Source organism: Xenorhabdus griffiniae, assembly GCF_015163655.1.
Taxonomy (GTDB): Bacteria; Pseudomonadota; Gammaproteobacteria; order Enterobacterales; family Enterobacteriaceae; genus Xenorhabdus; species Xenorhabdus griffiniae.
Map to the genome: position 1 here is coordinate 1 of NZ_JADEUF010000013.1, position 12,702 is coordinate 12,702.

Sequence of the window (12,702 nt, forward strand, 5' to 3'; positions counted from 1 at the left end):
CCATTGGCAACGTTTTATTACCTGGACTCAGGAGACCATGGAAGATGAAATTAATACATTATTAGCAGGCTATGGTCACCAATTTGCAGTTAATTTCTCTTGAGGACTTATTAGAGATGTTTAATAATAAAATCTGTTTATTCTAATAGTTCCACTTAGGGAAGAAAGAGATCTCAACATTAAAAAATTCTATAGCAATCTAACTGCAAGATGCGTGTGATTTCTCCCCACGAAGCGGGGGAAATCAGGTTCCATATCGTGTTGTAAATTGCAACTTGAAGTTTAATGCGTATAAATACATCTTACTTAATTCATGGACTAAAAATGAAAGAATTATTGCAAAACCACCCGAATAATAGAAGATTTCCTGTTAATGGTTTTAGGATAATCAAAAATATCCTCAAGGAAAGAAGAGGCGTGGCATTTCTCAAGCCTATTCAGGTAATTGGCTTAAGTGCTCTTTGGATTGTGACACTTTTTTTAGGGGTATTATCGGTCGGAATAACGATACTGATCTTTGATGCTAATAACGTACCTTCAAAGGGATATATACTTTGGGCTAGTATGATTGGCTTGAGCTTACTTGGTATATATCTCTCCACTTATACTTTCCAACGTATCAAAAATCTCCCTATTACCGAACAAAAACGTTATTACTTACAGGCAAAGTATTCTGTTTTACCGGAAGAAAAGCGTCAGGCATTGCGTTTGCATATCGTTAACTGTTATTACGAGGGTTTTTGGACAGAAACATTAGAACATTACCCTTTAAAAAGCCGAGTTTCTCACGATAATTACCAATACCGTATCTTGCCCTTATCTGATGCAGAGCCTCATCAGTCCCAAGTCTACACAGATTGGGGAATACTTAATGAAAAAGATTATTGGAAAGTAGTGCATGATTTATGGGCAGGAATACACTCAGAACGTTTTGCAGTTGATGCGGTTTTTACTGATGGCGAAATGTTTAAGATACTTGGCAGTTTAATTGAAGAGCCAGAAGAATATGTACAGCAATGTTCTCGCTCAATTAATGGACGCCCGCCCGCTTTACTTTGGGGATTCGATCTCTGGCGCGCGATTGTTTTGAGCCGAAATTGTTTTGCGGCGGGCTATATTAGTGAAGAAACGGCGTGGAAAAATATACTAAAAACAGCTGATTATGTTTATGAAATTTTTGGCAGCTTCGATGAATTCTATACGAATTATCGGTTAGGTAATGCCTATTGGAGTCGGGATTTTGACACAACGAAAGGACGCCTGAAAGCGTTTTTGTTTTACAAGGAACATTGTGACTGGCCGATGGCTCAATTACCCTGGCCAAACCCGAAAGGTATCTTTATGGAGCAATATATGAAAGAGGGTTTTGCTGATGTGGTCAATTCTATGTTACGCGATCAACAAATGGAAGATCCACTCGACGACGACGAAGTCATGGATGAGGAATATAGCCATACTGAAATCCGCGTTTTGCACTAACAGCCTGATGTATACTATATGGCACCAAGGGACAATGACAAAAAAGTAATATAAGTACAAACATGGCAATATATGAATTAACACAGGATACGTTAATAGAAGTTAAAATGACTTCATTTGAGGCAGAGAAGCTAAAGGAACGACAAGACATTCAGCGTCTTTTAAAATCACAAATTGGAGCTATTAGCCCAGATACATTAGTGATTGCAGAAGAATATAGTCATTTTGTTGGCTCTAATCGCCGCGTTGATTTACTTGGTATCGATAAGTCTGCCAATCTCGTCGTCATAGAGCTTAAGCGGGATGACGACGGTGGTCATATGGAACTTCAGGCGATTCGGTACGCCGCCATGGTTTCAAATCTAACGTGGGAGCAGGCTGTTAGTGCCTACCGAGAATTTTTGAGTCGAATGGGACAGGATATTGATGCTGAAAGTTCGTTGTTGGATTTTCTGGCTTGGGACTCTCCGCAACATAATGATTTTGCCAAAGAAACGCGTATCGTTTTAGCTGCTTTTAGTTTTTCTAAAGAGATCACAACATCGGTTTTATGGCTGAATGATATAGGGCTGGATATAACTTGTGTTCGTCTTCAACCTTTTCGAGTCAATGAAAAACTTTTATTGAATGTTGAGCAAATTATTCCTCTTCCCGAAGCGGTAGATTACCAGATAGAGGTACGCCATAAAAATCGGGAAAAGAGAGTTGTGAGCAATGAAAAAGATCACTCATCACTTAATCTGTATGTTAATGGAATTCTTTACCAGCAAGGTTTCCGTAAGTCAGATATTGGTTTTTATACAGTTAAGGCACTTGAAGAGCATAAATTAATTGATGAGTCTGGTTTTCACTATCTCCGAAATAATAAAACTTGTTCGTTTCAGTTGCTGAAAAAATATGAAGAAATTAAAGGAACTGAAGACAAATACAAAAAGTATCGTACACAGTTAGAGCCTGAGTTTGCTTATCAAGGTGAGGAGTATTACATCGCTAGAAATTGGAGCCTTTCTAGCACAACTCGATTTATTGATGAAATCCATGAGAAATTCTCGTCACTACGCTTTAAATGGAGCTAATTCAAGTATTCATTTTTGGTTGAGTTTGAAGCGATCCTTTTCGCTCTGTATAATCGCCCGCCTTGGATAATTTAGGGGAGTTTGTGCTCCCCCCATTAATATTTCCTAATGGCTGAATAAGCCGAAATGAACCAGAATACAAAGTGGCGATATCGGCGCTATCTTTTTGATTTTTAAACGAGGTTTGTGATATGCACCCATCATCCCGCTTTTCCGTTGCGCCCATGTTAGACTGGACTGACCGCCATTGCCGTTACTTTCATCGTTTATTAAGCAAGGAAGCGCTGCTTTACACGGAAATGGTTACAACGGGGGCGATTATTCATGGCAAAGGGGATTATCTGGCCTATAACGAGCAAGAACATCCAGTCGCACTGCAATTGGGGGGAAGTGATCCACAGGCATTAGCGCAATGTGCCAGGATCGCACAGGAAAGAGGCTATGATGAGATCAATCTGAATGTGGGTTGTCCTTCTGATCGTGTGCAGAATGGGCGTTTCGGTGCTTGCCTGATGGGAGAATCAGTGCTGGTAGCTGATTGTATTAAGGCAATGCAGGATGTCGTGGATATTCCTGTTACCGTTAAAACTCGCATCGGAATTGATGAACAGGATAGCTACGAGTTTTTGTGTGATTTCATAGATATTGTCGTGAAAAACAGCGATTGCGATAATTTTATTATCCATGCACGTAAAGCGTGGCTGTCGGGTTTAAGCCCGAAAGAAAACCGTGAAATTCCACCTTTGGATTACCCGCGAGTCTATCAATTGAAACGGGATTTTCCTCAACTGACGCTTTCAATTAATGGCGGCATTAAATCGTTGGAAGAAGCCAAACAGCATTTACAGTATATGGATGGTGTGATGGTTGGACGAGAAGCCTACCAAAATCCATCCATTCTGGCACATGTGGATCGTGAATTGTTTGACCAAACAGTTCCAGTGACCAATACGGTTGAGGCCGTTAAAGCGCTTTATCCTTATATCGAACAAGAGCTGTCTAAAGGCACTTATTTAGGACATATCACCCGCCATATTTTAGGCATTTTCCAGGGGATCCCTGGGGCACGTCAGTGGCGTCGCCATTTAAGTGAAAACGCCCATAAGTCGGGCGCTGATATTATGGTTGTTGAACAAGCGTTGGAAATGGTGACGGAGCGGATGTAAATCCGCTCAGAAGTTTTGTCTGAAATTATGGAATTAATAAGCTGGAACCGTGGGTTGCGCGGTTTTCCAGCGTCTGGTGTGCTCTTACTGCTTCTCTCAGTGGAAATTTCTGGTTTTCTGGTACATCCACATTAATTTTGCCGCTGGCAATTAAAGCAAATAATGTTTTGCTGGCTTCAGCTAACTCTTCGCGAGTAGTGATATAGCCATTAAGGGAAGGGCGGGTGAGGAACAGTGAACCTTTCTGATTGAGGATACCCAAATTAACGCCAGTTACGGGGCCTGAAGCGTTACCGAAACTGACCATCAAGCCTTGTCGTTTCAGGCAATCCAGTGAATCCAGCCAAGTTTCTTTGCCAACAGAATCGTATACGACACCAACTTTTTCCCCGCCAGTAATGGCCAAGACACGTTCTGCAATATTTTCGCGACGATAGTTGATGGTTTGCCATGCCCCTGCTGCCTTGGCGAGTGCCGCTTTTTCGTCTGAGCCTACTGTACCAATCAATTTCGCACCCAGTGCTTTTGCCCATTGGCAGGCAATCAAACCAACACCACCGGCGGCAGCATGAAATAGAATTGTTTCGCCTGTCTGGAGCTTATGAGTTAAATTGAACAGATAGTAAACAGTCAGTCCTTTTAAAAATGATGCAGCCGCTTGTTCGAACGAAATTTCATTCGGTAACAGCGCGACTTTGCTTTCAGGAACGTTGTGTATTTCACTGTAAGCACCTAAGGCTGACTGAGCATAAGCCACACGATCACCGACTTTAATTGATGTCACACTGGAGCCAACTTTCGTGACAATGCCTGCGGCTTCCGTTCCCAGGCCACAAGGCAGGCTAGCTGGTGGATATAACCCACTGCGTATGTAGGTATCAATATAATTAATACCGATAGCTTTGTTTTCGACTTGTACTTCATCGGGAGCAAGGTCAGCAGGTGTAAATTCACAATATCGGAGTACTTCTGGGCCGCCAGTGGCGGATAATTCGATGTGTTTTGCCATGGTAACGCTCTCATTATATTAGAAATACTGGGAACAGCTTCGCACGTTTGCAATGAAATAACTGCAAATAACGTTAATGTATCTGAAATCATTACAGACTATACGCATTAAACTTCAAGTTGCAATTTACAACACGATATGAAACCGGATTTCCCCCGATTTGCGGGGAGAAATCACACGCATCTTGAAATTAGATTGGTATATATATAATTACTCAAGGCTGTTTTCATGGCGTATACTGATACCCTATTTCGTTTTTTGTTTAGTGGATTGATGCGGTATACATGGCTGGAAAAAAACCAACTAACAACAGTATGGCTGAACCAAAAGATCGCCAAGTGGAAGGGCTGAAACTTCCACCACACTCTTTGGAAGCAGAGCAATCCGTGTTAGGCGGTTTGATGCTGGATAATGAACGTTGGGATAATGTATCCGAACGGGTTACTAGCAATGACTTTTTTAGCCGACCACACAGACGTATTTTCGCTGAAATGCAGCGTTTGCTCGAAACGGGCAAACCTATCGACCTGATCACGTTATCGGAATCTCTTGAACAGAATGGCGAACTCGATAATGTCGGTGGGTTTGCCTATCTTGCTGAATTGTCGAAAAATACCCCAAGCGCGGCGAATATCAATGCTTACGCCGATATTGTCCGCGAACGTGCAGTAGTACGCGATATGATCGCGGTAGCCAATGAAATTGCCGATGCAGGCTATGATCCACAAGGACGAACCAGCGAAGAACTGTTGGATTTGGCAGAATCACGAGTATTCCAGATCGCAGAAAATCGGGCAAATAAAGATGAAGGTCCGAAAGGCATTGAACAGATCCTGGAAGAAACCGTTGAACGGATTGAACAGCTCTATCAGCGCCCACATGATGGCGTAACAGGCGTTTCTACCGGTTACCAAGATCTGGATAAAAAAACTGCAGGATTGCAAAAATCAGATTTAATCATCGTGGCGGCGCGTCCTTCAATGGGTAAAACGACTTTTGCGATGAACCTGTGTGAAAACGCGGCCATGATGCAGGATAAGCCTGTCTTAATTTTCAGCCTTGAGATGCCCGGCAACCAGATCATGATGCGTATGCTAGCCTCCCTGTCCCGCGTAGACCAAACACGTATTCGTACCGGTCAACTTGATGATGAGGATTGGGCGCGCATTTCCAGTACGATGGGGATCTTGCTGGAAAAACGCAATATGTATATCGATGACTCATCTGGTTTGACGCCAACAGAAGTGCGTTCCCGTGCGCGACGTATTTTCCGCGAACACGGTGGACTCAGTTTGATTATGATCGACTACCTGCAATTGATGCGAGTACCTTCATTATCTGACAACCGAACGCTGGAGATTGCGGAAATATCCCGCTCATTAAAAGCATTGGCAAAAGAGCTTCAAGTGCCGGTTGTTGCACTCTCCCAGCTTAACCGTAGCTTGGAACAGCGAGCCGATAAGCGTCCGGTTAACTCCGATCTGCGTGAATCAGGTTCTATCGAACAGGATGCTGACTTGATCATGTTTATCTATCGTGACGAGGTTTATCACGATAATAGTGAACTGAAAGGCGTGGCAGAAATTATTCTTGGTAAACAGCGTAACGGCCCTATCGGCACAGTAAGGCTGACATTTAATGGCCAATGGTCACGATTCGATAATTATGCTGGACCAAGTTACAGTGACGAATAAATCCAAGTGCCTATCGTTCGTGTTCAAATAGCTTCAATCATCAATATCGAAGATAGGCTGTTATTATCAAACCTGACTGAAAAATGATAAAAGGGGATGGAATGAAAGCGGCAACTGCTGTTATCGACCGCCGCGCTCTGCGACACAATCTGCAACAGGTGAGAGTACAAGCTCCTGACAGTAAGTTAATTGCAGTTGTGAAAGCAAACGCCTATGGACATGGTTTATTAGAAACTGCTTACACAATGGAAGATGCTGATTGTTTCGGTGTTGCCCGTATTGGGGAAGCGCTGGCTTTGCGCAGTGGTGGGATCGTCAAGCCAATCTTGCTATTAGAAGGTTTTTTTGAAGCGGCAGATCTCCCCGTTTTAGTCGTCAATCATATTGAAACTGTGGTGCATAGCATTGAACAGCTTGAAGCATTGGAACAGGCGGATTTATCCCATCCCATTAAAGTGTGGATGAAACTCGATACAGGTATGCATCGTCTGGGAGTCAGGATCGATGAAGCAGACGCATTTTATCAACGTCTCAGCCGCTGTCGTCATGTTGAGCAACCCGTTAATATCATTAGCCATTTTAGCCGTGCAGATGAACCCACAGTTGAAACGACTCAGCAACAAATTGAGCGTTTTATGGCATTTATTGGGGATAAATCTGGCGAAAAATCCATTTCTGCATCAGGGGGGATCTTATTATGGCCAAAGGCGCATTTGGACTGGGTTCGTCCCGGCATCATGATGTATGGTGCTTCGCCGATGGCAGATAAGACCGCTGCCGATTTTAATTTACTCCCTGCCATGACACTTAAATCCAGCTTAATCGCCGTCCGTAAACACAAAGCGGGTGAAGCAGTAGGATATGGAGGTACGTGGAGCAGTGAACAAGACACCTATCTTGGCGTTGTAGCAATGGGATATGGTGATGGCTATCCCCGCAGTGCACCTGTCGGTACGCCAGTATTTATTAATGGTCGAGAAGTGCCACTTGTTGGCCGTGTATCTATGGATATGATTACTGTGGATTTGGGACCAACATGCCAGGATAAAGTTGGAGATGAAGTTATCCTTTGGGGGAATGCCCTGCCCGTTGAAAAAATTGCAGCGCATTCGGGGATCAGCGCTTATGAGCTAATTACGAAACTGACTTCACGTGTTGCGATGGAATATCTAGACGAATAATCCGGGTAAGTTATATTGTCTGTTATTGCACTTTTAATAAATAATTCAATAGCAGGGAGTATAACGTAATGTTCCAGAATGTTGATGCGTATGCGGGCGATCCTATCCTGTCGTTAATGGAAGAATTCAAAAACGATCCCCGCGCAGAAAAAATAAATCTCAGCATCGGGTTGTATTACGATGAACAGGGTATAACGCCAAAATTACAGGCTGTTGCAACTGCTGAAAAACAAATAAACGCCTTGCCACAGTCTGCTTCCCTTTACCTCCCAATGGAAGGGTTGTTTGCCTATCGCACAGCCATTCAGGAATTACTGTTTGGCAAAGATCACCCATTATTAAGCCAACAACGTATTGCCACGATCCAAACACTGGGTGGTTCAGGCGCATTAAAAGTAGGGGCTGATTTTTTACATCGTTATTTTCCTGCTTCTGAAGTATGGTGCAGTGATCCGACGTGGGAAAACCATGCCACTATTTTTGCCGGAGCAGGCATCAAAGTGAACTATTACCCTTATTTTGATGATAAAACCAAAGGGGTAAAGTTTGACGAAATGCTGGCAACATTCAAGCAATTGCCGGCAAAAAGTATTATTTTGATGCATCCTTGTTGCCATAATCCAACAGGTTCCGATCTCACCAATGACCAATGGGATCAGGTGGTTCAGGTGACTAAAGAGCGGGGATTGCTGCCTTTCCTTGATATCGCTTATCAGGGATTTGCCGATGGTATGAAGGAAGATGCCTACGCTATCCGCGCAATGGCCAATGCGGGGTTGCCTTGCCTGGTCAGCAACTCATTTTCGAAAATTTTCTCATTGTATGGTGAGCGTGTTGGTGGATTATCAGTTATCTGTGACGATGTAAAAGCGGCTGAACATGTCTTGGGACAATTGAAAGCGACGGTGCGTCGTATTTACTCCAGCCCACCAAATTTTGGTGCGCAGATTGTAGCCAGAGTATTGAGTCACCCTGAATTAAAAAACCAGTGGTTGGACGAAGTTGAACGGATGCGTTTGCGTATTCTGGAAATGCGGACAGTATTGGTCAATGCCCTGCAACAAGCACTACCAGAAAAAAACTTTGACCATTTACTGCAACAGCGTGGAATGTTCAGTTATACCGGATTCAGTCAGACACAAGTGGATAGATTACGTGAAGAATTTGGCGTTTATTTGGTCGGTTCTGGCCGTGTTTGTATGGCTGGCGTGAATCATCATAACGTGCAACGCATTGCAGAAGCGTTTGCTGCGGTGAGTTAATAATTTTTATTGTTTGCCGCCAAGAAAATTAGAAAAACGATTGATAACCATTCCAAGCCGTTCACTGAGCGGCTTTATAGAATATCTCGTATAATGAGTTAAAGTGGTGTGCCATATTATAGTTATGCCTACTGTAGCCAAAAATAGAAGATGTTTGTTGGTTATTTGTGGTCTAAACCTGTTCGTTGTGTCAATTTATGACAGATTCATATACAGTAACTGCCTGAAAATTCAATACTCTCCTTTGACTTCAATATCAAAAACCTAATCGAATATTTAACTTAACTTTTTCCTATGAAAAGGTTAACTGAATGGAAATAAAGAAAATGTAATACTAACTCTTGAGCTCTTTCATCGGTTATTCAGATGAACATTAATCTGTAAAAGCACTATTGTTTTTATTGGAATAATTATCAAAAGAGTCAAAGTATTATGGATATGCAATCAAGAAAGTACGGTAGAACGTTCCATTACCCGTTCTCGCCAGGCACGACCAGTGATGATCGTATTAATCATCATTGGTGGCACGATATGAAAAAAATTAAGCAGCTTATTCATACCGAAAAATTGGATGGTGAGAACAATTGTTTGAATCGCTATGGTGTATTTTCCCGTTCACATGTTGCACCAACACAATCGGCATGGACACAACAAATTCGTCAGCGTTGGCAGTTAATTAAAGATGATTTAGGTGATATTGAGATCTTTGGTGAAAATCTTTACGCCATTCACTCCATTGAATATCTTCATATTGAAGAATATTTCTTTGTGTTTGCAGTGCGTATTAAAGATTGCTGGCTCAGTTGGGAAGAAGTCAAATTTTATGCGGAATTATTTGATTTTCCGACAGTGCCTGAAATCAACTTTCCTGAAATACAGAATGAATCTGCATTTATGCAAAATATGATTGAAACGGCAAAGCAGAGGAGTTGTTTTTCTTCGTGGGATACACAAACCGGGAAGCCATGCTCAATGGAAGGCATTGTCAGTCGAGACGCTGGTGAATATTTGGTGACTGATTTTCCGCATCATGTTTTTAAATATGTACGAAAGAATCACGTCAAGACGGATATTCATTGGAAGCGGAACTGGCAAAGGGCACCTTTATATTTCGAGCAAAAGGAGAAAGGGAATGGATTGGGTATTTAGCCACCATAAATCATGGGATTATTTATCTTCAACTTTCTCTTTTATCGCTGATATGGCGGGGGTTCAACAAGATCCTATTCATCATGCCGAAGGTGATGTTGCGATCCACACTCAAATGGTATTGGCTGCATTGGAGCAATTGCCTGAATATTCATTATTGGTTCCAGAAGAACAGGAAATTCTTTGGGCGGCAGCATTGTTACACGATGTAGAAAAACGTAATACGACGCGGGTAGATTGGGATGGGCGCATTATTTCTCCGGGACATGCGCGCAAGGGAGAGTTAACAACCAGGCAAATTTTGTTTCAGCAAATACCAACCCCATTTGCAATACGGGAACAAATAGCTGCACTTGTACGTTTTCACGGCTTACCATTGTGGTTAATGGAAAAACCTAACCCACAAAAGGCATTATTGGCAGCATCATTGCGTGTCGATACTTATTTACTGGCCTTATTGGCAAAAGCAGATGTATTGGGGCGCATCTGCCATGATGCACAGGAATTACTGGGACGTATTGAATTATTTGAACTTTACTGTCGTGAGCAAGGCTGCTGGAGGGAGCCACGGGGATTTTCTTCCAGCGATGCCTGTTTCCATTACTTTTCTACGGAGAGTGAACAACCTAATTATCAGCCTTATGATAATTATGGCAGTCAGGTAACTTTGTTGTGTGGATTACCGGGTATGGGCAAAGACCATTTTATCCAGCGGCATGGTCAAGGTATGCCCGTGATTAGTCTGGATACGATTCGTCGTGATCATCAAATTAGCCCAGAAGATAAGAAAGCCAATGGTTGGGTTGTACAGCAAGCAAAGCAGCAGGCCAAAGATAAATTGCGTAGCAGGCAAGATTTTATTTGGAATGCCACAAATTTGACAAGACAGATGCGCCAGCAACTGATCAACTTGTTTGTGAGTTATGGAGCCAGAGTCAGGCTTGTTTATATTGAACAAGACTATCAACGCTGGCGTCGACAGAACAGGGATCGTCAATATGCAGTACCGGATAAGGTGATGGATCGGATGCTGGGTAAGTTAGAGGTGCCGACACCTGAAGAGGCGCATGAAGTCGGTTATTTCGTTGATTCGGAGATGTTAAATCGATAACTGCCAAATATGTTGCTGGGGATTTTGGTGAAAAAACCGGCTTAAAAACATTCCGTTGTAAAAACAGAAGGTTGCTGGAATTATGCAGCCTTCTGTTTTAATAGTTTCAATATAAATAAAGATTACTTTTGCAATAACTGATAGAACGTTGGGTTATCATCACATTGTCCGCCACCACACTCTAATAGGGTGGAAACCAGATTAGCTGCAATCAAAAATGCGAATAAGCCCATGACAATTTTGCCTGAAGTTGGTGGTGTGTATCTTGCTGAATCAACATTGCCTGCTTTCAGGGGCATGATAGCGGCGATGGCAATAATAGTCAGAATAGATAGAATGGCAGCCCAGGTATAAAAATGCAGACCGAAGAAAGCTGAACCATACCCCGTATCGCCCGGCATGATATGGAGAGACACCTGACGCATGGCAATGAAACCAGTTATAATACAGCCAAGCAGTGAAAGGCTATAATGGGCATTTTTTATGCCGAAATAAAGATTAAACAAAAAGCCAAAACCAATCATGATAATGCCTGCTCGCTGCAATAAACATAACGGGCAGGGAAGTTCAAAGCGTGCTAATTGATAATAAAACGCGACGATCAAAACCACACTAATACCGAACAGCCCCAGAATATTTAAGGCCATTGCAAGATTAATATTACGCGGTGCTGACATTGTATTATTCATTACGGCCTCCGATTAGAAAGAAAGGTTCAATGCATCAGTTGCATGATATTTAAACCAAAATACCGTGATGATGAATAAAGCAAACCACAGGGTATACGTCAGCTTTTTCTTATCGGTAACAACTGTGACGATGATAATTAGCGCAATTAAGAACGGTAAAAACATATACATGTTTAATCTCCATTATAAATTTTAAGCATATGTTATGCCATTATGGCACTAATGCTTCGGCAATGTGAGTATTAATAATATTAGATCAACAATACATTATGAGATCACCAAAAAATTATTTTGATCGGTTATTTATTCATCCTTTTTTATTCATCCTTTTGTCTTATAGGAAGCTGGTTTTTGAGTGAAAAATGAACTTATTTTCAGGAATAAACGTAATAAATAGCTAGGAAAATTTCAATTTTGTAGAAGACTGTGTTGAGTGTTCATTAAATAATAAATATAAGGAATAATTTAACATAAATTTCTTTCAATTTTAGTTCATTATCATGATAGGCTCAGATTGAAATTATAATGTAATTAGTTAAGTCTTGGGACTACCAATAATTTGTTAATTGAATTATCTTCCTATTTAGTTGTTTCTCCTCATTTTTTAACTGTATAACGTGAATTTTAATATTTATCTCCATGATTTTAAATGTTATTTTTAATTTTTTGTGGCGATTTCTTTGAAAGTGTGAGATATATTTTTTTGTCATCGGAAATTTCACCTCAATATGATTTTTAGCGCTATTAGACAGTATGGTTAAACATTAAAATAATTATATAATATATTTGTTAAATCTTTTAACAACAAAGAGAAACAGTCTGTCTTTATTATTCTTGAATTAGAAGAAAGGCCACAAATCTTATCCCCGTTTACACGGGGAACATT

11 protein-coding genes are annotated in these 12,702 nt (G+C 41.5%); 8 read left to right on the top strand and 3 right to left on the bottom strand.

Annotation, left to right across the window (positions count from 1 at the left end; translation table 11 throughout):
* The first annotated feature begins 417 nt into the window (after positions 1-417).
* The 3 genes from IQ211_RS03800 (at position 418) to dusA (ending at position 3,721) form a co-directional block, all read left to right on the top strand.
* Positions 418-1,479 carry a DUF1266 domain-containing protein gene (locus IQ211_RS03800; RefSeq protein WP_282885525.1) on the top strand — a complete coding sequence of 354 codons (1,062 nt, stop codon included), beginning with the start codon at positions 418-420 and terminating at the stop codon, positions 1,477-1,479.
* 62 nt (positions 1,480-1,541) lie between these two features.
* The gene (locus tag IQ211_RS03805; protein ID WP_189759065.1) at positions 1,542-2,555 is read left to right on the top strand and encodes a PDDEXK family nuclease; all 1,014 of its coding nucleotides are present in this window, start codon (positions 1,542-1,544) and stop codon (positions 2,553-2,555) included.
* A gap of 191 nt (positions 2,556-2,746) precedes the next feature.
* Positions 2,747-3,721, top strand: coding sequence for a tRNA dihydrouridine(20/20a) synthase DusA (dusA, locus tag IQ211_RS03810; RefSeq protein WP_189759064.1), 975 nt, complete (start codon positions 2,747-2,749; stop codon positions 3,719-3,721).
* A 25-nt stretch (positions 3,722-3,746) separates the two neighbouring features.
* Here the strand turns inward: dusA and IQ211_RS03815 are convergent, their stop codons facing one another.
* Positions 3,747-4,730 (bottom strand): quinone oxidoreductase, encoded by a 984-nt coding sequence (locus IQ211_RS03815; protein WP_189759063.1) that lies wholly within the window; start codon positions 4,728-4,730, stop codon positions 3,747-3,749.
* Between the two features lie 284 nt (positions 4,731-5,014).
* Between IQ211_RS03815 and dnaB the strand changes: the two genes are divergently transcribed.
* From dnaB to IQ211_RS03840, 5 genes are all read left to right on the top strand, one after another.
* On the top strand, positions 5,015-6,424 hold the full coding sequence (gene dnaB, locus IQ211_RS03820) for a replicative DNA helicase (protein WP_189759062.1): 1,410 nt from the start codon (positions 5,015-5,017) through the stop codon (positions 6,422-6,424).
* A gap of 101 nt (positions 6,425-6,525) precedes the next feature.
* Positions 6,526-7,605 carry an alanine racemase gene (gene alr, locus IQ211_RS03825; RefSeq protein ID WP_189759061.1) on the top strand — a complete coding sequence of 360 codons (1,080 nt, stop codon included), beginning with the start codon at positions 6,526-6,528 and terminating at the stop codon, positions 7,603-7,605.
* Between the two features lie 68 nt (positions 7,606-7,673).
* Entirely contained in the window at positions 7,674-8,867 is a 1,194-nt protein-coding gene (locus IQ211_RS03830) for an amino acid aminotransferase (protein ID WP_189759060.1), read from the top strand.
* A gap of 432 nt (positions 8,868-9,299) precedes the next feature.
* On the top strand, positions 9,300-10,016 hold the full coding sequence (locus tag IQ211_RS03835; protein WP_189759059.1) for an RNA ligase family protein: 717 nt from the start codon (positions 9,300-9,302) through the stop codon (positions 10,014-10,016).
* Positions 10,000-11,127 carry an AAA family ATPase gene (locus IQ211_RS03840; protein ID WP_189759058.1) on the top strand — a complete coding sequence of 376 codons (1,128 nt, stop codon included), beginning with the start codon at positions 10,000-10,002 and terminating at the stop codon, positions 11,125-11,127. Before IQ211_RS03835 ends, IQ211_RS03840 begins: the two co-directional genes overlap by 17 nt.
* A 122-nt stretch (positions 11,128-11,249) precedes the next feature.
* Here the strand turns inward: IQ211_RS03840 and IQ211_RS03845 are convergent, their stop codons facing one another.
* Together IQ211_RS03845 and IQ211_RS03850 are read right to left on the bottom strand one after the other, a co-directional pair.
* The gene (locus IQ211_RS03845) at positions 11,250-11,816 is read right to left on the bottom strand and encodes a disulfide bond formation protein B (RefSeq protein ID WP_189759057.1); all 567 of its coding nucleotides are present in this window, start codon (positions 11,814-11,816) and stop codon (positions 11,250-11,252) included.
* 12 nt (positions 11,817-11,828) lie between these two features.
* Positions 11,829-11,987 carry a DUF5993 family protein gene (locus IQ211_RS03850; protein WP_189759056.1) on the bottom strand — a complete coding sequence of 53 codons (159 nt, stop codon included), beginning with the start codon at positions 11,985-11,987 and terminating at the stop codon, positions 11,829-11,831.
* Positions 11,988-12,702 lie beyond the last annotated feature (715 nt).

Coding starts and splice junctions, on each gene's coding strand:
- dusA (WP_189759064.1), top strand. CDS start 2,747: ATGCACCCATCATCCCGCTTTTCCGTTGCGCCCATGTTAGACTGGACT.
- IQ211_RS03805 (WP_189759065.1), top strand. CDS start 1,542: ATGGCAATATATGAATTAACACAGGATACGTTAATAGAAGTTAAAATG.
- dnaB (WP_189759062.1), top strand. CDS start 5,015: ATGGCTGGAAAAAAACCAACTAACAACAGTATGGCTGAACCAAAAGAT.
- IQ211_RS03850 (WP_189759056.1), bottom strand. CDS start 11,987: ATGTATATGTTTTTACCGTTCTTAATTGCGCTAATTATCATCGTCACA.
- IQ211_RS03830 (WP_189759060.1), top strand. CDS start 7,674: ATGTTCCAGAATGTTGATGCGTATGCGGGCGATCCTATCCTGTCGTTA.
- IQ211_RS03835 (WP_189759059.1), top strand. CDS start 9,300: ATGGATATGCAATCAAGAAAGTACGGTAGAACGTTCCATTACCCGTTC.
- alr (WP_189759061.1), top strand. CDS start 6,526: ATGAAAGCGGCAACTGCTGTTATCGACCGCCGCGCTCTGCGACACAAT.
- IQ211_RS03815 (WP_189759063.1), bottom strand. CDS start 4,730: ATGGCAAAACACATCGAATTATCCGCCACTGGCGGCCCAGAAGTACTC.
- IQ211_RS03845 (WP_189759057.1), bottom strand. CDS start 11,816: ATGAATAATACAATGTCAGCACCGCGTAATATTAATCTTGCAATGGCC.
- IQ211_RS03840 (WP_189759058.1), top strand. CDS start 10,000: ATGGATTGGGTATTTAGCCACCATAAATCATGGGATTATTTATCTTCA.